General features: G+C 42.8%; 22 protein-coding genes. 10 read left to right on the forward strand and 12 right to left on the reverse strand.

Features of this window, described 5'->3' with window-relative positions; genetic code table 11:
- Entirely contained in the window at positions 1-558 is a 558-nt protein-coding gene (locus AC1DV1_RS22000) for a hypothetical protein (protein WP_477363480.1), read from the reverse strand.
- 343 nt (positions 559-901) lie between these two features.
- On the opposite strand from AC1DV1_RS22000, the gene AC1DV1_RS22005 reads away from it, so the two are divergent.
- Positions 902-1453, forward strand: a complete 552-nt coding sequence (locus AC1DV1_RS22005; RefSeq protein WP_477363483.1) for an inclusion body family protein — start codon at positions 902-904, stop codon at positions 1451-1453.
- Between the two features lie 272 nt (positions 1454-1725).
- Here the strand turns inward: AC1DV1_RS22005 and AC1DV1_RS22010 are convergent, their stop codons facing one another.
- Complete coding sequence (locus tag AC1DV1_RS22010) at positions 1726-2085, reverse strand: hypothetical protein (RefSeq protein WP_477363486.1); 360 nt, start codon at positions 2083-2085, stop codon at positions 1726-1728.
- Positions 2082-2720: a TNT domain-containing protein gene (locus AC1DV1_RS22015; protein ID WP_477363489.1), complete on the reverse strand. Its 639-nt coding sequence runs from the start codon at positions 2718-2720 to the stop codon at positions 2082-2084. The genes AC1DV1_RS22010 and AC1DV1_RS22015 overlap by 4 nt, the downstream gene beginning before the upstream one ends.
- A 250-nt stretch (positions 2721-2970) precedes the next feature.
- On the opposite strand from AC1DV1_RS22015, the gene AC1DV1_RS22020 reads away from it, so the two are divergent.
- Positions 2971-3546, forward strand: coding sequence for a C40 family peptidase (locus AC1DV1_RS22020; RefSeq protein ID WP_477363492.1), 576 nt, complete (start codon positions 2971-2973; stop codon positions 3544-3546).
- A 161-nt stretch (positions 3547-3707) separates the two neighbouring features.
- A complete protein-coding gene (locus AC1DV1_RS22025) occupies positions 3708-4493 on the forward strand; it encodes a hypothetical protein (RefSeq protein ID WP_477363495.1) in 786 nt (261 codons plus the stop codon).
- A gap of 170 nt (positions 4494-4663) precedes the next feature.
- On the opposite strand, the gene AC1DV1_RS22030 is transcribed toward AC1DV1_RS22025, so the two are convergent.
- The 5 genes from AC1DV1_RS22030 to AC1DV1_RS22050 form a co-directional block, all read right to left on the reverse strand.
- A complete protein-coding gene (locus tag AC1DV1_RS22030; RefSeq protein ID WP_477363498.1) occupies positions 4664-5308 on the reverse strand; it encodes an START domain-containing protein in 645 nt (214 codons plus the stop codon).
- Positions 5309-5499: 191 nt separating this feature from the next.
- Positions 5500-6672: an acyltransferase family protein gene (locus tag AC1DV1_RS22035; RefSeq protein WP_477363501.1), complete on the reverse strand. Its 1173-nt coding sequence runs from the start codon at positions 6670-6672 to the stop codon at positions 5500-5502.
- A 57-nt stretch (positions 6673-6729) separates the two neighbouring features.
- Entirely contained in the window at positions 6730-8820 is a 2091-nt protein-coding gene (locus tag AC1DV1_RS22040; RefSeq protein WP_477363504.1) for a hypothetical protein, read from the reverse strand.
- A gap of 755 nt (positions 8821-9575) precedes the next feature.
- Positions 9576-10535 (reverse strand): 23S rRNA (adenine(1618)-N(6))-methyltransferase RlmF, encoded by a 960-nt coding sequence (rlmF, locus tag AC1DV1_RS22045; RefSeq protein WP_477363507.1) that lies wholly within the window; start codon positions 10533-10535, stop codon positions 9576-9578.
- A 56-nt stretch (positions 10536-10591) separates the two neighbouring features.
- The gene (locus tag AC1DV1_RS22050; RefSeq protein WP_477363510.1) at positions 10592-11065 is read right to left on the reverse strand and encodes a pyrophosphohydrolase domain-containing protein; all 474 of its coding nucleotides are present in this window, start codon (positions 11063-11065) and stop codon (positions 10592-10594) included.
- A 533-nt stretch (positions 11066-11598) separates the two neighbouring features.
- Between AC1DV1_RS22050 and AC1DV1_RS22055 the strand changes: the two genes are divergently transcribed.
- From AC1DV1_RS22055 to AC1DV1_RS22075, 5 genes are all read left to right on the forward strand, one after another.
- Entirely contained in the window at positions 11599-11922 is a 324-nt protein-coding gene (locus AC1DV1_RS22055; protein WP_477363514.1) for a hypothetical protein, read from the forward strand.
- 1 nt (position 11923) lies between these two features.
- Positions 11924-12229 carry a hypothetical protein gene (locus AC1DV1_RS22060; RefSeq protein ID WP_477363517.1) on the forward strand — a complete coding sequence of 102 codons (306 nt, stop codon included), beginning with the start codon at positions 11924-11926 and terminating at the stop codon, positions 12227-12229.
- A 14-nt stretch (positions 12230-12243) separates the two neighbouring features.
- A complete protein-coding gene (locus AC1DV1_RS22065) occupies positions 12244-12609 on the forward strand; it encodes a hypothetical protein (protein WP_477363520.1) in 366 nt (121 codons plus the stop codon).
- A gap of 227 nt (positions 12610-12836) precedes the next feature.
- On the forward strand, positions 12837-14396 hold the full coding sequence (locus AC1DV1_RS22070) for an amino acid permease (RefSeq protein WP_477363523.1): 1560 nt from the start codon (positions 12837-12839) through the stop codon (positions 14394-14396).
- Between the two features lie 138 nt (positions 14397-14534).
- Positions 14535-15104 (forward strand): MarC family protein, encoded by a 570-nt coding sequence (locus AC1DV1_RS22075; RefSeq protein ID WP_477363527.1) that lies wholly within the window; start codon positions 14535-14537, stop codon positions 15102-15104.
- A 125-nt stretch (positions 15105-15229) separates the two neighbouring features.
- Here the strand turns inward: AC1DV1_RS22075 and AC1DV1_RS22080 are convergent, their stop codons facing one another.
- The 4 genes from AC1DV1_RS22080 to AC1DV1_RS22095 form a co-directional block, all read right to left on the reverse strand.
- Positions 15230-16393 (reverse strand): RsmB/NOP family class I SAM-dependent RNA methyltransferase, encoded by a 1164-nt coding sequence (locus tag AC1DV1_RS22080; RefSeq protein WP_477363530.1) that lies wholly within the window; start codon positions 16391-16393, stop codon positions 15230-15232.
- The gene (locus tag AC1DV1_RS22085) at positions 16390-17637 is read right to left on the reverse strand and encodes an ABC transporter substrate-binding protein (RefSeq protein WP_477363533.1); all 1248 of its coding nucleotides are present in this window, start codon (positions 17635-17637) and stop codon (positions 16390-16392) included. Before AC1DV1_RS22085 ends, AC1DV1_RS22080 begins: the two co-directional genes overlap by 4 nt.
- A complete protein-coding gene (gene guaA / locus AC1DV1_RS22090; protein WP_477363536.1) occupies positions 17594-19123 on the reverse strand; it encodes a glutamine-hydrolyzing GMP synthase in 1530 nt (509 codons plus the stop codon). The genes AC1DV1_RS22085 and guaA overlap by 44 nt, the downstream gene beginning before the upstream one ends.
- A 352-nt stretch (positions 19124-19475) precedes the next feature.
- A complete protein-coding gene (locus AC1DV1_RS22095; protein WP_477363540.1) occupies positions 19476-19835 on the reverse strand; it encodes a hypothetical protein in 360 nt (119 codons plus the stop codon).
- Positions 19836-19984: 149 nt separating this feature from the next.
- Here AC1DV1_RS22095 and AC1DV1_RS22100 point away from each other — a divergent pair, with 149 nt between their 5' ends.
- Together AC1DV1_RS22100 and AC1DV1_RS22105 are read left to right on the forward strand one after the other, a co-directional pair.
- On the forward strand, positions 19985-20323 hold the full coding sequence (locus AC1DV1_RS22100; RefSeq protein ID WP_477363542.1) for a single-stranded DNA-binding protein: 339 nt from the start codon (positions 19985-19987) through the stop codon (positions 20321-20323).
- Positions 20324-20787: 464 nt separating this feature from the next.
- A complete protein-coding gene (locus tag AC1DV1_RS22105) occupies positions 20788-22497 on the forward strand; it encodes an ATP-binding protein (protein WP_477363545.1) in 1710 nt (569 codons plus the stop codon).
- The last annotated feature ends 13 nt before the right edge of the window (positions 22498-22510 follow it).

A 22510-nucleotide genomic window follows, 5' to 3' on the forward strand; every position in this document is an offset into this window, starting at 1 on the left:
TTATTGCATGGTGGCCGGTGGCGAAGGGTTTGAGTTTACATCGCCGGTGCCGCATTTTAAAACAACCTCCCCTTTAATAATTTGAACCTGGTACACCACATGCTGATTGGCCGGCAGTATTATAGGGGTAAGGAGAAGATAATCAAAATCCCGTTTTTTTCCCCCCGAATCTTTTAACATATCGAGGATAGTTTTTTTGGAAATATAGGAGTTACCCAATATGGCTTTACCATTTAGCGTAGTTAAACTATCTTTTGCCAATAATAAGGTATCGGGGCTGGCTGCATTTAAATAATTTCCAGCCGTATCAATAATGTACGAGATAAGCTGGTAAGGCCGCTTTTCGCTCTCAGCAGCGGGTGTATAAAACTGAAAAACGAAATTGTTGGTTTTGGTCGAATCGAGCCAATGGGTAACCTGCCCCGAAGTATATTTTAACGAGGCAAATTTAATGGCCCCGCCTGCCGATGGCTTACAGGCTGTTACAAATAAAAATACACAAAAAATAAGTACAGGGTGAAGCAATCTGGTAAAATTGCCAAAGGGTTGTTGTTTCATAATAAATTGATTTACAAGGTTTGCGATGCGTAGCTTAACAGTTAACGACTTTAAAGGCTGGTCAAATTAACTAAGGTTAAGTTAAGTATATTGTTTTAATAATTAATATAATAATATACATTTTTTTTTCGCAAACGCCTAATTTCTACGTATAAATACTTATTTATTTTTTTCGGTATTTCTACTCTTCCCTAATTTCTGTTTCAGGGCAATATTTGTATCGCAATAAGGGCATACGATACCGGTTAAGAAGCTTCGGTCATACGCCCCAGGAGCAGGAGTTAACTCGAAAATCCTTTTAAAGAGTAGAGACCATTTATTTAACTTTTAAATTTTACTACTTATGGCAATTTCACCAGCAAGCGATTCCAATGAAATCGTGTATATCCAGATAGTTATCGACACAGAAGCTATTATAGCCGATAACCCTGCGCCAAGCACTAATGCAGATAGCCCAACCGGCCTGGCGCATAATTATATGTACATGGTAGCCACCAGGGGCAATGTATTTACTCCACAATCTGAAGGAACGGCAGACCTTAACGTAAAAGCCATTACCGGCGATGTTGTCCGTTGGTACGCAGTATCTGAAAATGGCAACTTTGACACCGCCGTAGCCATTTACAAAATTGCAAGATATGACAGCAGCGATGATGTATTCAGTGCAGTTGATTTTAATGTTTTTGCCAGAACAGGCATTTTACCAACCGACAGGACTACATTCCCCATTACATTTTCGTTACAGAATTACTGGTTTAACAGCGCAACCATCCTTAAAAGCGGAACAGAAAATTACAGTATCAGTTTTGCACTTTACCGCCACACGAGGGACCAGGCAGAGCCGGTATTATTCGGCTACTTTTGGTGGGATCCAACGCTTACCATTCAGTTTTAAACCAAGGCGCCGTAAAAGGCTGCATGGTTAACAACTTTAGTGGTTTCCACTACAAATTATCTGTCCTTTTGTAAGCCTTACGCGGTTGAACCGCAGATAGCCGACCTGTGAATTGTTACGCATAAAACAGGTTGGCTATTTTACAAATATTATCAAGTCGCAAGTATCAGGTATCAAGATTTTTTTGGGCTACCGGATCAATTGAAGCATTGAAGCCAACCTATAGATTCCTGATTAATGTTTGTTTTGTGACGCTGCCTTTACGTGCACAGCTAAGCTATTGTCCAAAAACCCTCCAGGTAAAGCATATAACGGCCGGGTTGAAACTCGCCGTAGGCAAAAACAATTATAGTGTTACCCTTTTTATGGTAATACAGCCTTAGGTTATTGCTGCCCTTATATAAATTCAGGAAGCCGCCATCAGTAACAAAAGCCCCGGATTTTACTATGAATTCAAAGTCGGGGCTACTGATAATTCCTTGCAGGTCTTCAAATGTATTATTGGCAAAGTCATTCAGTTTAATGGCTACGCCCAGGGCGGTTTCAGGGTTCAAATCAAATGAGCTGTGCAGTATATCCTGTTCGGGGCCGTCAAATATGAGCAACTTTGCCTTTTTGTAATTGGTTATCATTTGGGGCGTTCTTTATCTTTTTGTTCGGCAATATACCCGCCTTTTTTCAGATCGTTGATATTATAAGGCAATTCAAACTGGATGCCCAAACCGGGCTTATTAAACCAGGGGATAATTTGTCCGCGTTTGACGCTATCAATGGGTTTTACAATTTTGTAAACCCTATAAGGCGACTGTAAGGTTTTATCGGGCAGAGCGCGTTGCGGGAACGGAACACCTACAAATGATACAAAGGTTCCCTTGTCCTGGAAAACACTATCGGCATCGTAATAACCTCCGTACCTATCAACCAACAGGCCGGCCTGCAGCGTAATCATTTTTAACGAAAGGGCGCCGCGGTTTGGAGGCCAGCCGCCATTAAGGTTGTTTGTGCTGAAAAACTGTTCCAATTCGGCCCATTTTTCGTGCTTCCATAGTTGCCAGGCAGTTTTAGCAAGCGTTTTTTTGGTAGTGTCGGCAAAATCAGCAACTGAGGCTACAAAAACGCTGTACGAAACACCGCGTACAAGGCTGTCATTTTTTTGATGTTCTCTTACCGAACCGGCTACGTGTTTGTGTTTTTGGGAGTGCTCTGTTTGCGCGCTGGCAACAAAAGGCAGCAGTACTGCCAACAGCAGTATTCTAATTGTTTTCATACGACAAGATGTTTGGTTTATTATTGGTTAAAGTTAATATATGTAAATACTTTATCAATGCAAACAAGCATATTTATTTTAAATAATATGTTGGTATAATTAAAATATTAAAGCGGTACATTTTGGAATCAGGCGGCAAAACCGAAACAATTAAATAATAATCTCAAACTGCGCCGATTCTTGCTATTAACTTACCTGCACTAACCCTTTATTGCCAAAAACATTTGCGCCCCACTCATGTATACTGTATATGTATTCCATCCCTCTGTATCTCCTTATCTTATTGACATTTAGCGGTTGCCGTGGCTGCAGCCACGAGGCGGTGGTAATTAACGGGCAAACGTTGCTGCGCCGGGATACGCTGCCGCCGCCGGCCCCGGATAGCGCGGAATTTGTTACCAGGATAAACACCGTAGGTACGAATGCTGATAGCCTGGTGGCTTTTGCCCAAAGCCTTCGGGGTGTCCCCTACCTGTATGCCTCTACCGATCCGGCGCAGGGGTTTGATTGTTCAGGTTTTATTACTTACGTATTTAATCATTTTAAGATAGCGGTGCCCCGCCGATCAATGGATTTTGACCATATGCACAACCAGATTCTGTTAAGCCAGGCCAAAACGGGCGACCTTGTGTTGTTTACCGGTACCGATAGTACCGACCGTGTGCCTGGCCATATGGGTATTTTAATTGTAAAACCCGGCCAACCTGTGGTGTTTATCCATTCCACCTCGGGCAAAGCTAAGGGCGTTACCGAAACACCATTTAGCCCATATTATAATAGCCGGTATTTGAAAACAATCAGGGTGTTTGAAGATAGTAGCAAGTAGATAGTAGCAAGTACCAAGATTTTTTTTCGAAGATATGATAGGGCTATAAGTATAATAGTACAAACATCCGACAGTTCAACAAATTTAAACTTCGGTTAAGTTTTTTGCCCGGCAAGAACTATTTATGTAAAAACAACGTTTGTATTGAAAATACTGAAACTATGAAAAAGATATTTACTAAAACAGTACAACTACTGTTAGTTACCATTTGCCTTGCCCCTACTCTGGCGAAGGCGCAAAACGCCGATACCGTAAAAACTAAAAACTGGACACAAGGCAGCTGGCATAAAGACATGACCGGCGGCATTGAACTGCAAGCCGAGTACCGCAAAAACAACGTACGTGATATTAATGCCTATTTAGCCCCAAAAGGGTTCCCGCTGCTGGCCAATAACAGCACCTGGTTTAACCTATCCATGACCAGGATGTATAATAACCGCTTTATTACAACGCTGGGCATTGGTGGAACAGCGCCCGAGTCGGTAACGGCTAATGATGTAAAGGTGTCTATTTTCAGAGGACAAATCCAGATTGGGGCAGGGTACAACCTATCTACCAACACAGCTTATCGTTTTTACCCCACTGTGGGCCTTAATTTCCAAAACTCGTTTCTGAAGGTGAAAGACAATGCCAATATTAACAGCACTACCGATTTTGGGCAGGAGATTACCCAAAGCTCGTCAAGCAAAACGCTTAACCAGCATACCTTTGGCATCGAGCTTGGCGGTGGCTTTGACTACGTGATACACCTCAAATCAAAACAAATGGATTGTGTAACCGTCGATCGTACCATCCCGATAGGTATCCGCGCCGGCTACTACATTGCCGCCAACAACAGCGATTGGAAAGTAGACGACCACAAACTTACAACCGGCCCCGACAGCAAACCAAACGGGGTATTTTTAACCCTCGTGCTGGGTTTGGGGTACGGGGTGCATAAAAATTAAAGAAGAGTCAAGAGTTAAGAATCAAGATTTACGAAAATAAGTGGCGGGCCGCAAGTATCAAGGTTTTTTGAATCAGAAAATCCATAGCTATTCGCACCTGGCGATCCAAAAACTTACCTATTACTCAAAAATCAACTCATCTGAAATTTGCAGATCTGAAATCTGCACATCTAATCAACTATATAAGCCAGCTTCACATTTTTGTAGGCTGGCTTTTGTAGTTGCAGCTTCAGCTTTTTGAAGCTTTCTATGGGCCCTTGCGTTACAAACATATTTACCAGCCAGGAGGGAATATTGCCTCCGGGATCGGCATGCAGGGTGTACTCTATTTTCACCTTGCCATCGCCGGTTGGGCTGATAATCCATTTCCCTGTTGATTCTTCTATCCGTACGGTATTGGCCTTGCGGGGCACCATATCGGCTATGCAGGGCGCATCTACAGTTATTACTTTGGTAACAGGGTCTTGCGTAACTTTTATGTGGGCAATAAAATCGCGGTTATGAACCGGCCAGGGCACATTTACCAGCGAATAATAATATAACTCAGACGGCGATACTTGCTTGATAACATAGCTGGAAGCAGTATGGTATACCCAACCGTCACCATTGCTGATATCCATTAAAACCGCCACCAATTGTGATGGGGTGGCATCCAGGCTGCACTCTACTTTGATAGCTTTAACTTTTGAAGCAGCAACGTTGCGGGTATAAACTTTAATACCATCGTCGTTTTTATCAAGGGTCCAACTACCGTCGGGGTTTGCAAAGGCAAAATTCACAACCAACAAAAGTAGCAAGGTCAATTTTTTTTTCATGCTGTTACGGGTTACAGGATCCGTTACATCAAAACTATAAGGCTTATTTATTTTGCTTGTCAGTACAAGGTCATTTGCCTTGGGGTTAATATAAATGTGAAATTGCGATGGCAATTCGCTTAATCACGGCCGGGGCAGCAGGATTGGATAAACAAATATGATGCAAACAATACATCTAAAAACTCCCCTCATTAGGGACTCGCGCGTTCCCGTGCTTTTTGCTGTGTTTTCCATCTCTGCAACACGCTATCCCTCAACCTCATTGATGGCCTTTCAACAACATACCTCAATATCAAAGCCCCGGCAACACATGCGCAAAAGCAACACAACATCATCAGGTTGCCATTTTTATCCACTCCAGCCTTCTCCAAAAGGGCCTGGGTGGCGTGTATGATCAATTTATGGCTAAGATATATGCCGTAAGAAAAGGTTGCAATTTGTGATGTTACTTTAGATTTGACATGGTACAAAAAATTTCCGGGGCAAACTATGGCCGCCACTATCAGCCCATATCCTAAGGCAATTAAAGGATAGCCCCAAATGGCGGTACTAAAGGCAGCCTGTGGCGTGCAAACAAAATATGCTACAACCAAAACCAATACCCCTGCCAACATAACCATGTTAGCATATTTATTTATTGCTGATTTAACAGTTGGATAAAAGGTGTACAATCCTGCAATACTTACCCCGACCAGCAAGCCATCCAGCCGGTTTACGGTTGAATAATAGATGTATTTATTAAAAAAAGCTCCGAAATGATCGGACGTTGATGCTGGTTCAACAAAGTAGTGCCAATTGAAATAACGGATAGCGAAACCCGCCAAAAATAAAGCGGCGAGCAGGTATATGGCTTTCTGCCCACCCTTAAAATAGCCAAACAACCAGAACATTAGTGGCAGCACCAGGTAAAATTGCTCCTCAACACATAACGACCAGGAGTGGGTAAATGTTCCGGTGTAACGATAATCTAATCCGAAATTAAACGTAAAAGTGAGGTATTTCCAAAGCGGCGCCATTTGCTCCCGCTCGCGTAAAACCGGAAAAACTGCATACAAGCCCAATATTAACAGGTAAGGCGGGATTATCCTGAAAAAGCGTTTGGCAAAAAACTCCCGCATTGAAATGGCGTTCCCTTTTGCAACTGTACTAAAAAGTTGTCCTGCTATCAAAAAGCCACTCAAAACAAAAAACAGGTCGACACCTGTCCAGCCGAAACTGCCCACTTTGTTCACCCAATCCGGGTGTGCAAAAATCTGGTAATGGAACAATAAAACGTAGGTAATAGCCAGGGCCCTCAAATGATCTAACCCTAACAGTTTGTGCTTATCTGATATATTTAACGGAATAGTTTCGGGAGATGACATTAGTGGCGTTTACCCTTATATTTTTCTATCTTGATTCTTGACTCTAACCTCTTGACTCTATATTTCCCCTTCCCGTTTTCTCAAAAACCATTCGGTACTTAGCAGCAGCAGGGTTAGTACAAACAACCATTTTACATCAATGATGTCACTATAGTGTTTATCTTCATACACTACGGTTTTGATATTGTCGTTCTTGCGGATCATATCTGCAAGCTGGCCGATCTGGTCAGGTCCCAGCATTTGCCCGCCGCTTTGTTGGGCAAGTGCTTTTAACAACTGATGATTTGCTGCGCTTTGGCGGGTTTCCAGGTTTAACGCTTTAACGGTAAGCTGCCCCGCTGCCTTAAACTGGCTTTTTCCGTTTTGGGTTGATGCGGTATAGCTATACTCGCCAACAGGTAAGGTTCCGGCATCTAATTGGTAACTGGGGCCGCTGCGGCTGAAAAGGAAGCTGTAGCTTTTGCCTGTGCTGCTTTTCAGGTCGATTTTTACATCGGGGGTGTTAATCAATTCAAGCGCGTCATTGTATAACTCAGCGTTCAGGATTACGTTTTCGCCCTCGTCAAACACATTACGAGCCAGGTAAACACGGAAGCGCTGGCGGTTGGTATTGGCCGTTAAATACTGTACTGTTTGGCTCAGCAACTCATCTGTTGCATTACGGTTGCCAAAGTTTTGAAACTCGGATAGCTGCCAGCGCCAGATTCCTTCACCTGTTAAAACCGCCGTGCGGTGGCCCCCTTCATCGCCAAAAGCCAATAAGGGGTAGCTTGTACCAATGGCGCCAATTTTTTGCTTTAATAAAATGGTGGTGCCTGCTGCCGTTCCGTAGCTACCAAACGGGGCCAGTAATGGCGGCAAATTGCTGATTTTTTTACGCGACGAGTCGGACAGAGTAAAAGCGGCAAAACCAGCTTCGGGCAAGGCATAAACTTCCTGCGTTTCACTACGGCCGGCGCTTATTTTTACCACGCTTTGCTCGGCATTAAATGCAGGCAGGTCGCTTTGTGAGCCTAAAATATACCAAACCGGGGTTTTGCTTTGGGCGACGATTTTTTTCACCGGCGCAAGGGTACCTGCACTAATTTGATATAATACGATAAGGCTGTAATCGGGCAATTTAATTCCGCTCATATCGGCCAGCAGCGCTGTTTTTACCTCGTAATTTTTATTTGTCTCGATGGCTTGTTTTATGACCGTTATATCAGGGTGCGCACTTTGATAAAGCACCAATACCTTTTGGCGGGCATCCAAAACATCTACATAAATAACTTCGGTGTTATTTTGGGTTGATAGTTCGTTTTTAACCGGTGCTATGCTGATGGTAAATTTACGAACGCCTTTTTTATCGGCGGTTAACTTAACAGGTACAAGCTTTTTAAAATCGGCACCGGTTACCGGGATAGTTTGCGAAAAAACCTGTTTACCATCTTCGGCAACGGTTAAATGGATGTTTTCGCCTTTGCTTTGGTAGGCGGCAGTTAATACCTCTACCTCAAAATCGTTACCTAAAAAGGCGGTTTTATTATAGTTTACATTGCCAATCAACAGGTCGCGTTTGGCTACCGTATCGCCAAGGGCAATGGTATAAATACTCGTCTTGATGTTTTTGGCCTCGTATTGCGGATCGTTACCCTGGTTGTATAAACCATCGGTGGCTAAAACCAGCGCGCCAATGTTTTGGTTAACAAATTTGTTGTTTAGCTGGTGCAGGGCATTTGCTAAATCGGTTTGCCTACCGTTGAATTTATTGGATAGACCATTGTTCAGGTCTTTATCAAAATTAAACTCCTGCACATCGTATTTATCGCCCAGCTGTTCTTTAAGTTTTGCAAGATCAGTCATCAGTTTACCGGCATTAAAACCCGGAGCTTTAAATGTATTTACGGATGATGAATTATCCTGCGCTATCAATACCAACGGTTTCTGAGGATCGTATTTGATGGATTTAACCAATGGAGATACCAGCAGCATCGCGATAAAAAATACCACCACCATTCGGATAACCGACAGCCCATACCTGAAATATTTACCAAGGTTTACCGGTTGCCGGTAAAGCAGCCAGGCATATACAATTCCTAACAGCAAACAGGCGGGCACCCACCATCCCGAAACCGAACCCCATGTAAGTGAAAATAGAAATAGCATATTATAAGTGATACGTATTACGTTGTACGTTTTACGTTATGGTGCAATATCAGAAAATAAGCTGAATTGAGGAGAAATTAATCATCTACCGATAGCTTGGCATGAGGCATATCGGGAGATGATATCTTGTAGCTACAAATTTGCCATTCATCTTGCCAGGTGTCCACTTTTTTTTTTGACTATATCAAACAATCTGCTCGAAAGTAAATGATCTTTACCGCAGGGATCTCTTACAACGGTTTCGTTATCAATTGTTCCGTCTGCCTCGACAACAAAGGCAATAATTATCCTTCCTGGCAATGGCGCCAATAAGTTTATCTAATCCGCCTGCTGGCATTGGCATTTCTTCAACAGATTCGTAAATGTGTCGCTGTGATATTGGAACTACCTTCTTATGCGCCACCACCTTTTTACTTTGGGCGTGGCTGCCTCCAAAAGCAAAACAGATGAGTAAAGTAAGCAGGAATATTTTCACGGTTTAAGCATGGTTAACGATATTTAAAGTTACCTGCTTTTTATCGCCAAATTTGTATGAGGATGGCATAAAAATAAAATAAGGCAAGCTAAATGCCTGCCTTATTAAAATATCTGTCGTAATATCCCTTTGCTATAGTGGAATCCCAGACTTAAGTTTTTAAAACATCGTAGGTCTTTCGCCCGCTGTACTTTACAGAACGAACCGTCAGGAAAAACCAATAAACAAGTGAACTATAATGAACGATTCAACTAATGAACCAAAACACAGTACCAATGAACTATTTCTTCACCCACTCCTTTTGCTCTTCTGGGGTAAAGTAAGTCCAGGCCATTATGCGACTGGCCTTTTGGCCTTGCGACATGTTGATGGTTTGTATCTCAACTGCGCCGGCTTTTTGCAGGGCGTTATACAAAATACGCAAGTTCTCTTTTTTTGATACCAGGGTGGTAAACCACAGGCATTGTTTGGCAACACGGGTACTTTGGGTAGCCATTTGTTTTAAAAACGCAGCCTCGCCACCGGGATACCATAACTCCATATTCTGACCGCCAAAGTTCAATACGGGTTCTTCCCTCCCTGTTTTAAGGCCAAGGTTATTCCATTTGCGTTTGGATCCTTCGGCAGCTTCCCTGATAGATGCATGGAATGGCGGGTTACATAGTGTAAGGTCAAACAGCTCGCCCGGTTTTATAGCGAATGTAAAAATATCTGCTTTGTGTTTTTGCAGGCGCAGTTCAATAGCGGCTTTTAATTCCTTACTCTGGTCTATTATTTTTTGTGCCGATGCCAGGGCCTCCTCATCAATATCAACCCCGATAAAGCTCCAGCCATATTCCTGGTGACCAATGATAGGATAAACACAATTGGCGCCTACACCAATATCAAGTACGCGTACTTTTTTTCCTTTACGCACTACGCCATCATTAGCGGTGGCTAACAAATCGGCAGCGTAATGAATATAATCTGCCCGGCCCGGTATAGGTGGGCAGAGGTAGCCCTCGGGGATATCCCAGTACTCAACCCGGTAATGATGTTTGAGCAAAGCCCTGTTAAGCAACTTTACAGCTTCGGGATCAGAGAAATTGATGGTTTCGTTCTCGTATTTATTTACGGTAACAAAGGCACGTAACTTAGGCATCGCCTTTATAAGCGCTTTAAAATCATAACCCATACGGTGCGCGCTACGCGGGTGCATGGTTTCTTTTACTTCGGGCTTATCTGGTGTTGGTTCTGGCAAAATATTTATTTTAATATTCGATTAATTAATTGCTTTTGGCTTTAAACTTTCTGCTTTTAGCCTATTATCGCTCCCAAACTTGCAGGCGAGTAATTGATTGATTTAAGCGTTTTATTATCGGCCGTGCGGTAAACTAAAAACAGGCCGTCAATTTCTTTATAATGCGATTCGGTACCGGCAGTATTGCGGTAGTGCTCAATAGTTTGGTTGGCTTCTTCTACCGTTTTGCATGCTTTGCTCATATTGGAGCGGTGTACCTCGTCAAACAACTCCTTAAACTTTTCCGCAAGGCCAAATTCCAATACCGCGCCGGCCAATACATATTGTAAATCGCAAAGGGCATCGGCAACTTCAATCAGGTTGTTGTCATCAACAGCCTGTTGCAACTCCTTTAATTCTTCGGCCAACAGTTCAATACGCAGCTGACTGCGCTGTTTTGATGGGATTGCCGGGGATGCTACAATTGGGTGCTTAAAGGTGCTGTGAAATTCGGCAACCTGGTTTAGTGAGTTTAAATCGTTAATGGTCATTTTTAATGCGAAGTGTCTGAGCCCGCTAAGTTATGAATAAGCTAAGGGCTTTCAAAAAGTCGTGTTTTAAAAAGGCAATACGTAATTAAAACATAGTCATGCGAATCAAGGGTCGAAAGGCGTTGAAAACTCTATCGACTAAACACCTGATTATAAGTTGCTTATTTAAAGTATTTAAAATCAGTGCTTTAAAGAAGATTAGCACATCGAACTTTAAGAATTATCCCCAAGACTAAAACGCTCAAACTAATCGCTATCTATTTACATATCTACAAGTTACACAACGAAGAAATCGCCGCTGCTTTCATCTATCTTATTTTTAACCCTTGATTTGCATTACTACTTGATAATACTCCCCATGGTGTTGCCTGCGGCCTGGCTATCTACTTATACTGCACAAACCTTAGCCACATTGGCCGGTATTCGCTGCTATCCCTAACACTTTGCCTGAATTAGAATTAGCAGGATTAAAGAATTAACAGAATGCTTTTTTGCGCCCTAAATTTCTTTGAAAAAATTTATCTTAGCTAAAAATGACAGATAATATATTGGCATATCAATTTGACTGGCCACCTATCACCGTTGAAGGCTATAAACAAGCGGAGAATAAAGTGGTCATGGTTTTCAACGTCGATGTCGGTACCCCGGCCAAAGTTGAGCATGTGATTCAGTATGTAGTGGGGCGTACGTTATGGTGTTCATTAAACTCGCCGGCAAAGGTTAATATTTTGCTGTCATTTGATTTCAGGGGTCAGGGTATTATTGTCACCAAAACCCAAAGCCTTAAAAGCGAAATATTGCGATTACTGAACAAAGCCAATATAACCAACCAGGTATCTATCGACTTTTTAATTTAGTATGGCCGTAATAAATATATTAGCGAAAAGCAAAAAGGCCGATTGGGTCAAAATAGCCAGTGATGTTAGCGACATGGGCCTCAGCATTGTCCAGGTTTTCCCTGTCCCGAGAGAGTTAGGCTTTGATGACGATGCCCTGGCCGTTAATGTTCATCGCGGCTTTTCAGACAAGAAAACAGTACTTACCGAACTGAATTTATTGATCCAATATCTCACAATACATAACTTTATCATAATAGAACTATATGATGGTGTAGAAATTACCAGTAATAATTTGTTACAAATAATTGAGCCGTTATTAGCCTGAGCAATTATCTGAAGATGAAAAGGCTATTTAAACTTCTCCTGGTATTTTTATTCCTCACCTCCTGCAAAAACGGTAAAAGCCCAAACAGGCTAAAATACACCATCGCCAAAGACAGCAACTTATATCTCCAGATTTACCGCACCGGCTTATTTGAAACCAATACCACCGCCTACCTTACCGATTCGGCAAACTTCAGCATCAACTTAGGCACTTATGATGACGAAACCTGCTATATTGATTGCATATTAAAAGGGGACACCGTATTGGCTAAAGAAAAAAAATACTTGTATGATAATAATATGCTGTTAGATACTATGCAAACAGCCGAAACTAAAGTATATAGCTTAAAAGCGTTAAAAAAGCTGGGTAACTTTGAGTAAAGAGCCTATGATAGTACAATGCTGCGTTTGTTTCCCGGTAATATTGTAACAATAGCGCTGCCGTCTACTTTAAGTTGCGTTGTAAACACTTCATTTTCAAACTATAATTTGGAATATTAATTCGCACCCATTGTTACATTCTGCCCTTTAACTTTTCAATAAATTTAAGTACGTTTGGGGAAATGTGAATTTTTAATTTTTTTACGACTGATCTTACTAATTTAAACATGAAGTTATTTATTAAAAAACCTATTGCGCAATTGATGGCTGCCTCGGCGGCAACCGAGAAAACGCTGAAAAGAACGTTAGGCGTTGGCTCGCTTATCGCCCTGGGTATTGGCGCAATTATTGGCGCCGGTATTTTTGTGCGAACGGCGGCGGCGGCAGGCGAACACGCCGGTCCGGCTGTTACAATTTCATTCCTTATTGCAGCCTCGGGTTGCGCGCTGGCTGGTTTGTGCTATGCAGAATTTGCCAGTATGATCCCTATCGCCGGTTCGGCCTACACTTATTCTTACGCCACCATGGGCGAGTTCATCGCCTGGATTATTGGCTGGGATTTGGTATTGGAGTACGCTTTGGGAGCGGCCACGGTATCTATCGGCTGGTCGCAGTACTTTAACGAGTTTCTACATACCTTTTTTGATATACACATACCCTATCAGTGGGCGCATTCCTTCTTCGAAACATCCAATACTACTACGGGCATGTATGCCGCAGAATTGGGCACACGCGGTATTGTTAACCTTCCGGCTATCCTTATTCTGTTCCTGTTAACTTTATTGTTAATTAAGGGCACGGCAGAATCAGCTGTAGTAAACAACATTATCGTTGTAATTAAAGTTGCAATTGTACTGATGATCATCGGCTTAGGCTGGCACTACATTAACCCTGCATTACACACACCATATATGATCCCTGCCGATGCAGGAACTGTTAAAGTGAGCACGGGCATAGTTGATTACGCAGATACATTTAACCACGGCTGGCTTGGCGTATTACGCGGTGCAAGTGTGGTATTCTTCGCGTTCATTGGTTTTGATGCAGTATCTACAGCGGCCCAGGAAGCTAAAAACCCACAAAAAGATATGCCAAAAGGTATCCTGATATCATTGGTTATCTGTACTGCGCTTTATATCCTGTTCTCGCACGTATTAACCGGTCTGGTATCGTACAAAGAATTCCTGATACAAGGTAAAGAAGCTTCTGTTACTTACGCAATTAAAGCGGCAATGGGCCCAAGCTATCACTGGCTGGCCAATTTGGTAACCGTTTCTATCCTTGCAGGCTTCTCATCGGTTATCCTGGTGATGTTAATGGGGCAAACTCGTGTATTCTACACCATGAGTACAGATGGTTTAATCCCTAAAATATTTTCTAAGCTACACCCTAAATTTCAAACACCCTACAAATCGCAGTGGTTATTTTTTGGTTTTGTATCCCTGTTTGCTGGTTTTATTCCTGACAGAATTGTAGGCGATATGGTAAGTATAGGTACCTTATTTGCGTTTGTACTGGTTTGTTTTGGTATCATGATTTTACGCAATACCGATCCTCACCTGGTTCGTCCGTTTAAAACACCTATTTATTTTATTGTTTGCCCGCTTGGTGCTTTAATTTGTTTAGGTATGATCGCTTCTGAAGGTTGGGAAAACTGGGCAAGGCTAATTGTTTGGTTACTCATCGGTTTCGTTATTTACTTTGGCTACAGCATCAAACGCTCGCATGTAAGGCACGGAAAAGTTGAAGGAGCAATTGACCCCATCAACCCTAAATTTGTTGAATAACTGATAGCAATATCCATACAAATAAAAAAGGTTCTGAAATTTCAGAACCTTTTTTATTAAGTTCTTTTTTATACCGAAGCTTTAATTGCAACTTTGCTCAGTTTCCGGTTAAAGTCAAAAACATAAAACCCTAAAGCCATGCGCCCATTAATTTTCAGGGAGATATTATCTGTTACGATGATCCTGTTTGCCATTATTGATATACTGGGCGCTATACCCGTAATTATCCAGGTACGCCAGCGCGTAGGGCACATCGAATCGGAGAAAGCAAGTATAGCAGTGCTGGTATTAATGGTGGTATTTTTATTTGTGGGTGATGAGCTACTGGCTATCATCGGGCTGGATATCTCGTCATTCGCGATAGCCGGCTCGCTGGTGATATTTATCATCGCCATGGAAATGGTATTAGGGGTAGATTTTTTTAAGGAAGAAGTGCCGCTATCCGCATCGATAGTACCCATCGCCTTCCCGCTGATAGCAGGCGCTGGCACCATGACCACGTTGTTATCTTTAAAATCTCAATATCAAACCCAAAACATTATTGTAGGCATTGTACTAAACACCATTGTGGTTTACCTGGTGCTAAAAAATGTAAAGTGGATAGAGAAGCTTTTGGGGCCGGTTGGGTTGAGTATACTGCGTAAATCATTCGGGATAATATTGCTGGCGATAGCAATTAAATTGTTTAGGGCGAATACACACCTTTAATTTGAAAATGAGTTAATTTGAAAATGAGTTAATTTGAAAATGAAAAAGCAAAATTGCGCTTCAACTTAAAATGCTACCAGGTTAAGGATGATTTGGCATCTTCAAATTTTCAAACCCTCAAATTTTCAAATTGCTAAAAGCCTCGCTACAAACATCGTATCCGCCTTATGCTCATACCCCTTCAACACCTTGCTTTCTTCCAGCTTTAATCCTAATTCTTCCACCAGGTAATCAACCACATCCTCATTCTCGCCTTTAAAAGCCGAGCAGGTGATGTAAATGAGCGGCTTGCCGGGTTTAAGGTATTTAACCACGTTTTGGGCTATGCCTTTTTGCAGGCGCTGAAAAAACTCAATTTTGGCTGGCATAAACTGGGCTATCATCTCGGGCGTACGGCCCCAGGTGCCCGAGCCGCTGCAGGGGGCATCAAGGATAATGCCGTCAAACTCGTAATCGTGCAGGGTTTGATCAATGTTGGTGGTAAGGTCGAGCACTTTTTTCTGGTATTTGGTTAAGCCTGCTAACTGGAAGCGTTCATCCAGGTTGGCCAAAACCGATTCGCGGATATCTGACACTACCAGTTTAATGTTGGGTTCGTCCTCGTGCAGTAATAACGACTTACCGCCCGATGCCGCGCAGGCGTCCCACCAGCTATCCCAGCGCTGGGGCCTGAAAAAATCGCCAGTTTGCTGCGAGGAAAGATCCTGCACCTCGAACCAGTTTTGTTTTGGGAAGATGGTTTCGAGCCTGGTTCCGTTAGGCAAAGCGTAACAGCCGTTGCCTTCGTCTTTAAACACAACTCCGGCTTTATTTAGTTCGGCTTTAACCAGGTGGTCGTACCCATTGCGTACCCGGATAAATAAATCGGGCTGGCAAAAAAATGATTTCAGGAATGCATCTTTATCAATCCCGGCAGATATCTGAGATGCCCAGGGGAAAACATCTTCCAGTTTAAACGCAGGGTAGGCTGTTTTTACTAAGGTAAGCTTATCATCAATGGCAAAATTAATGCAAGCCGCCCAGTCGGGTTTAAAATGCAGTAAAAATGAATTGCTTTGGGTATTGCACAAAAATTCGGCAACTATCAATCGTTCGTCAGTAGCTAAATTAGGCAGTGCCTGCCCCAGGCGAAAATAGCTGTATACCAAGCGACTGGCCACCCGCCGGTCGGTTGATCCCATTTGCTTATTTTGCCTGTAAAAGCCGGGTAAAAATTTACTTAAGGGCGTATCAACCGGGTACTCCCCTATTATGCGCTGAAACGTTTTAAGCTGGTTTATAGCCTTCATTCTACCTGTTTAAGCTCAAAGTTAGCATACATTAACACATTTACATGCGTATTTACCCAGCCCATTCCATTTTTTTTAACAAAGCGGAACTGATTGTGCAGGCCTGTATAGTCGGCTTTGTCCAATGCTGCAAAGTTATTATCAATCAATTGGCGGCCAAAGTACATACCCTCGTCAAAGCCTTTAATGGCAAAATCAGTAGGCTCTACATGATAAACACGGTGGTAAACCCTCACAAATTCCATATTGGCGTCTGATTTATAATCAATTTGATCAGCAGATGTAATGTGAGTTTTCAACCGTTGCAAAATATCTATTTTTAAAAAGCTAAACTTCTCCCAGCTTGGGTGCCCAAACAGTGTTACCGGATAATGCCTGTTTAAAGTATCCAGCGATTTTAAGGTAACCGATAAAAATGCCTGGTCGGTAGCGGCTACCACAAATATGTTTTGTTCTTTTTTTGACAGTTGAGGTATCAACCCTCCTAACTGGCCTTTTGAAATGGTAACAATAATAACCTTAACCTTTTTATTGCTCAGGCTATCCGTGGCATTTTTAAAGCCCCGCACATAATCCTGCTCCTGGCTAAAGCCCGACCGCAGGATGAAAATCTTCTTAGGCTTTAATTTATCGTTAATATACTGCGCCGCGCCCCAGCCATGATACTCTAAGGGTGGCATTACCGTAATTAAATTATTGCTATTGATGGTTGCCGGAGATGCAGGCGAAAGTGGTGAAACAATGGGCGACTTTGTATTAAGCACCGCAGTAAATATCTTCATCCCGTCCGGAAAAACCGGGCCCACAATCAGGTCGCTGTTTTTGATGAGGGGGTTAAAACCGAGGCTATGCGCCTGTGCGCCCTCGTCTTTTGAATCGTACAGCCGGAGCTTGAAATTTGCGCCGCTGGCTGTAAGCGAATCCAGGGCAAGTTTAAAACCCTGGTAATACTCTACGCTCATGTTAGCCTTGGTTAGGCCGGGCGAAGTATACCTGGCACCGGGTTTCAGATGATCTAAACCCAGCGGCAATACCATAGCTATGGTTAAAGGTTTGGAAGCCGCCGGTTTTACGGGGGGCTTTTCGGCAATCTTTGGCTTTTCGGCTTCTGTGTCAGTTGGTTTTTTAACAGGCGCTACCGGCTGCAATTTTGGCGAACATGCAGCCAGTACCAATGCCGTTATAAAAAACAGTAACCATTTATTCCCACTCAATTGTAGCAGGTGGTTTCGAACTGATATCATATACTACCCGGTTAATTCCTTTTACGTTGTTAATGATCTCGTTACTGATCTTGGCCAGTAAATCGTACGGTAAATGGCACCAATCGGCGGTCATTCCATCCAACGACTCAACAGCACGCAGGCAAATTACGTTCTCGTAAGTACGCTCATCGCCCATTACCCCTACCGATTGTACCGGTAAAAATATAGCGCCTGCCTGCCAAACTTTATCGTAAACACCGTAACTGCGTAAATTGTTGATATAAATCGCATCGGCCTCCTGTAATATAGCAACTTTTTCTGGCGTAACATCGCCCAGTATCCTGATAGCCAGGCCCGGACCAGGAAAAGGGTGCCTGCCTAAAATATTTGGATCGATGCCCAATGCTTTGCCAACACGCCTAACTTCGTCTTTAAACAGGGTGTTTAAAGGTTCAACTACCTTTAGCTTCATAAAATCGGGCAGTCCGCCAACGTTATGGTGCGACTTAATGGTAGCCGATGGTCCCTTAACAGAAACCGACTCGATGATATCCGGGTAAATGGTACCCTGGCCAAGCCATTTTACATCTTGTACCTCGTGCGCGGCATCATCAAATACCTCGATGAAAACACGACCGATAGCCTTACGTTTCTTTTCAGGATCGCTTAAACCGGCCAGCGCATCGTAAAAACGGGCTTTGGCGTCAATGCCTTTTATATTTAAGCCCATGTGCTTATACGAATCGAGCACCTGCTCATACTCGCCTTTGCGCAACAGGCCGTTATCAACAAAAATACAGTGTAGGTTGGCACCAATAGCATGGTGCAGCAATACAGCCGCAACAGACGAATCAACACCGCCTGATAAGCCTAAAACTACTTTATCATCGCCCAGTTTCTCTTTCAAAGCGGCAATGGTAGTTTCAATGAACGAATCTGGCGTCCAATCCTGGTGACAGCCGCAAATATCAACCAAAAAGTTTTGCAGCAATTGTTTGCCATCAATACTGTGGGTTACTTCGGGGTGAAACTGGATGCCGTAAGTTTGGGTACCAGTTACCTGGTAAGCTGCAACTTTTACCGTATCGGTACTGGCAATAACTTCAAAATTATTAGCAATGCGTGCGATGGTATCAGCATGCGACATCCAAACCTGCGAATTCTCGGGGATATTTTTAAACAGCGGATTTTCGCGGTTAACGTAATCTAAATTAGCACGGCCGTATTCGCGGGTGCTTGATGCCAATACCTCGCCACCGTGAAAATGCGCCACGTACTGCGCCCCGTAACAAACTCCCAAAATTGGCCGGGTGTTATGAAATTGCTCAAAATCAAAACGTGGCGCATCCTCCTGCCGCACAGAATACGGACTACCGGAAAGGATAATACCTTTTACGCTGCTGTCAATTTCGGGATAATGATTGAAGGGGTGGATCTCACAGTAAATATTGAGCTCCCTGACACGGCGCGCTATAAGTTGGGTGAATTGCGAGCCAAAGTCAAGAATGAGGATTTTTTCTTGCATGGGCAAAGATAGGATTTTGATATGAGATGTGAGATATGAGATTTGAGATTTTTGGATGGCGGTTTTGATTTCGGATTTCGGAATTGGGGTTTCGGATTTTTTTAATTGATGATTTTTGTCTGAACGGGATTAAGCAGATTTATCGAATTCCACAGATTTTAAAATAGACACAATCAAAATCCAAAAAAAATCCGATAAATCCGACGAATCCCGGTTCAGATAATTCAGCTGCACATTGTCTGAATCAGAATTTACAGAATTAAAGAATGAACAGAATTAATAAAGCGATTCCGGTTCAGGCAAAAACAATCTTCAAATTCTCAAATTTTCAAATCCTCAAATTGTTAGCACATCAACTCTCCTCCCGCTTCACCAACAAAACCTCATCCCCATCCAGCAGCAAATATCCGTACTCGTAACAAAACATATAAGTCGATCCTGTTTTGGTTTGGTAGATGCTGGTGATATGGTCAAAATCGAAACCTTTTGCCGCCATTTTTTTGCGGGTAGTTTTGGTTTTGCCGGTTGGGTTTAGTTCTTCCAGTACCCGGCGGTTGCGGCGTAATATGTTGTTGATATTGCGCACCATGTTATAGCTATTGCTATTGAGCTGGTTGTTGTAATTGTTTCGGCATAAGTCGTTACAGAATTTTTTATCGGCCCGGCCGTGCAGGGGTTCGCCGCAATCCAAACAGTTTCTTTCCTGGTTCATATGATAAAGTTAGGCAATTCTTTATCCGTTTGCAAACGCTTACAAATGGATACTATCGACTGTAAACGGTTATTATCCGGTTAATTTTTCGGGGTAGCTGCACCTTTGTATCGTTATCAAAACAAACAGTAACATTAAAAAATAAAACGATGAACACATTAAGAAACAGTGTACGCCTTGTAGGCAACTTAGGTATGGATCCCGAAGTAAAAGTTTTTGACAGCAACAAAAAAATGGTGCGCGTGTCGCTTGCTACCAACGAAAGTTATAAAAATGACAAAGGCGAAAAAATAACCGATACCACCTGGCACAACCTGGTATTTTGGAATACAGCAGCCAAACTTGCCGAAGACCTGCTAAAAAAGGGCGATGAAGTAGCCATTGAAGGTAAACTGGCCAACCGCAACTATGTAGATAAAGACGGTGTTAAACGCTATGTATCTGAGGTTGTGGTAAACGACTTTTTGAAAATTGGCACAAAAAGCTGAAGAGCAAAAACCGCAAACCATCCCCCGCATGCCGAAGAACCCAAAGCCTTGGATGCAAGTATTGAGGAAGAGAAAGCAAAGGAAGTAAAAAGGGTTTCGGGCCGTTGGTTTGTGGCGCCTGTAAATAAAGACGATGAAAAGTAACACGACGTTATTTAATCATGTTTACAATATCAATAATCAGCCTGACCAGAAAGCACGGCATTGTTTGCTGGTACTGGCTGATTATAACTGATGATTGTTTATTAGTTTTTCGCGCCGGAATTGTCGACGCGCAAAAAACAATCAAGTCACGTTGCGCCTCTGCGGCTTTGTGCGAAATAAAACTCACCGATATTAAAAGCTTTCCCGCGGCTTCACTGGCATTTGCGAACGTTCAAAAAAACGATTCCATGTTTTAGGCAGGGCATATAAGCGGCTTTGGGTTTTGAATAGTATATTTGAGTCCAATTATATCTACCCATATGGATCCCGGACAAGCCTACATGTTTGAAACTGTATTTAATCAGATTGGTTTCCCCATGACTATTATTGAGCCCAACATACCCCGGTTTACCATAATAGCCATGAATGAGGCGCGAATAAAGGCAACTTCGATGACCGCAGATCAAATGATTGGCAAGGATACCTTTGATGTTTTTAAACCATGGGACAAAAACAGCGAAGAACAACTAAACCTGTTAAAAAACGGGCTCATTGAAGCCGTAGAACAAAAAAAATACGTTAAGCTCCCACTACTCTATTTCGAAATTCCTGTCCCCGGGGGGGCTACAGTTCAGGGTTGGGCGCAAACCGAAATTACGCCCATTTTTGATAGCGAAGGTAAGGTAGCATACCTGCTAAGTATTGCCAAAAATGTAACTGAACAGGAGTTGAACAAACTGGCCCTTGCAGCATCAAGGAAAAAAGAATTGGAGATGGCCGAAGAACTTGCCAACGCCAATAATGAATTACAAAACTTTAATGAAGAATTGCGGGCAGTAAACGAAGAACTGGCCTGTACCAACGAAGAACTTGCCGTTACAAACGAACAGTTGTACACATCAAATGAACTGTTGGAGCAATCGCGCGAAAGCTTGCAACTGCTCAATACCGAATTGGAAGACCGCATTTTAAAGCGCACCAAAGCTTTGGCCGACAGTGAAACCCGATTTAGGACCATGTTTGAAACCATATCGCAAATGGCATGGACCGTTGATAATAACGCTGAGGCAACTTTTTTTAACAAAAGATGGTACGACTATACCGGCCTTGATTTTGCCGCCAGTAAAGGATATGGCTGGAAGGCCGCGCTGCATCCCGACGATGTGGAAGCAGCCCTTAACAAATTCAGGGATATACAATTGGGCTTGAGTATTGATGGTGGTATCGAAAACAGGATTAAGGGCGCCGATGGCGAATTTCGCTGGCATTTAACCAGGATGGTTCCGGTTAAAAACGAAGAAGGCGAAACAGAAATGTGGATTGGTACCGCTACCGAGATAAACCAGCTTAAAGAATTGCAACAGCAAAAAGACGATTTTATAAGCATTGCCAGTCATGAACTTAAAACACCCATGACCAGCCTAAAAGGTTCATTGCAATTATTGGAGCGGTTGGTTAATGACCTCACTTCGCCCATGCTGCCTAAACTGATAGCTCAATCAAGCAGGAGCATGCATAAAATAACAGCACTGGTTGAAGACCTGTTGAACCTGAGCAGGATAAACCAGGACCGCCTGCAACTAACCAAATCAACTTTTTTACTTTCAAAAATAGTAAGTGCTGGCAGCAGTGAAATAAGGCTGGCAGAAGAATATAAGATAATAGTAACCGGCGATCTTGAACTGGAGGTATTTGCCGACGAGCACCAGATAGACCAGGTATTGGTAAACTTTATAAACAACGCTGTAAAATACGCTCCGCGGTCGAAGGATATTATTGTTTCGATTGAAAAAATAAACAATATGGCCAGGGTTAGCGTAACAGATAAAGGGCCCGGCATACACCCCGACGAAGTAAAACGCATTTTTGAACGCTATTACCGGGTTGAAACAGCTGGCTTTCAAACAGGTGGATTAGGCTTAGGATTATACATCAGCGCCGAAATTATTAAAAAACATGAAGGGCAGATAGGTGTTGACAGTGAACCAGGGAAGGGAAGTACTTTTTGGTTTACTATTCCAATAGTCTGAAATCCAAACCACT

This window comes from Mucilaginibacter sp. P4_D1 (genome assembly GCF_056401935.1).

Bases quoted from the DNA above. Each gene is read 5' to 3' on its own strand.
- AC1DV1_RS22000 (WP_477363480.1), bottom strand. From the start codon at position 558: ATGAAACAACAACCCTTTGGCAATTTTACCAGATTGCTTCACCCTGTA.
- AC1DV1_RS22005 (WP_477363483.1), top strand. From the start codon at position 902: ATGGCAATTTCACCAGCAAGCGATTCCAATGAAATCGTGTATATCCAG.
- AC1DV1_RS22010 (WP_477363486.1), bottom strand. From the start codon at position 2,085: ATGATAACCAATTACAAAAAGGCAAAGTTGCTCATATTTGACGGCCCC.
- AC1DV1_RS22015 (WP_477363489.1), bottom strand. From the start codon at position 2,720: ATGAAAACAATTAGAATACTGCTGTTGGCAGTACTGCTGCCTTTTGTT.
- AC1DV1_RS22020 (WP_477363492.1), top strand. From the start codon at position 2,971: ATGTATTCCATCCCTCTGTATCTCCTTATCTTATTGACATTTAGCGGT.
- AC1DV1_RS22025 (WP_477363495.1), top strand. From the start codon at position 3,708: ATGAAAAAGATATTTACTAAAACAGTACAACTACTGTTAGTTACCATT.
- AC1DV1_RS22030 (WP_477363498.1), bottom strand. From the start codon at position 5,308: ATGAAAAAAAAATTGACCTTGCTACTTTTGTTGGTTGTGAATTTTGCC.
- AC1DV1_RS22035 (WP_477363501.1), bottom strand. From the start codon at position 6,672: ATGTCATCTCCCGAAACTATTCCGTTAAATATATCAGATAAGCACAAA.
- AC1DV1_RS22040 (WP_477363504.1), bottom strand. From the start codon at position 8,820: ATGCTATTTCTATTTTCACTTACATGGGGTTCGGTTTCGGGATGGTGG.
- AC1DV1_RS22050 (WP_477363510.1), bottom strand. From the start codon at position 11,065: ATGACCATTAACGATTTAAACTCACTAAACCAGGTTGCCGAATTTCAC.
- AC1DV1_RS22055 (WP_477363514.1), top strand. From the start codon at position 11,599: ATGACAGATAATATATTGGCATATCAATTTGACTGGCCACCTATCACC.
- AC1DV1_RS22060 (WP_477363517.1), top strand. From the start codon at position 11,924: ATGGCCGTAATAAATATATTAGCGAAAAGCAAAAAGGCCGATTGGGTC.
- AC1DV1_RS22065 (WP_477363520.1), top strand. From the start codon at position 12,244: ATGAAAAGGCTATTTAAACTTCTCCTGGTATTTTTATTCCTCACCTCC.
- AC1DV1_RS22070 (WP_477363523.1), top strand. From the start codon at position 12,837: ATGAAGTTATTTATTAAAAAACCTATTGCGCAATTGATGGCTGCCTCG.
- AC1DV1_RS22075 (WP_477363527.1), top strand. From the start codon at position 14,535: ATGCGCCCATTAATTTTCAGGGAGATATTATCTGTTACGATGATCCTG.
- AC1DV1_RS22080 (WP_477363530.1), bottom strand. From the start codon at position 16,393: ATGAAGGCTATAAACCAGCTTAAAACGTTTCAGCGCATAATAGGGGAG.
- AC1DV1_RS22085 (WP_477363533.1), bottom strand. From the start codon at position 17,637: ATGATATCAGTTCGAAACCACCTGCTACAATTGAGTGGGAATAAATGG.
- guaA (WP_477363536.1), bottom strand. From the start codon at position 19,123: ATGCAAGAAAAAATCCTCATTCTTGACTTTGGCTCGCAATTCACCCAA.
- AC1DV1_RS22095 (WP_477363540.1), bottom strand. From the start codon at position 19,835: ATGAACCAGGAAAGAAACTGTTTGGATTGCGGCGAACCCCTGCACGGC.
- AC1DV1_RS22100 (WP_477363542.1), top strand. From the start codon at position 19,985: ATGAACACATTAAGAAACAGTGTACGCCTTGTAGGCAACTTAGGTATG.
- AC1DV1_RS22105 (WP_477363545.1), top strand. From the start codon at position 20,788: ATGGATCCCGGACAAGCCTACATGTTTGAAACTGTATTTAATCAGATT.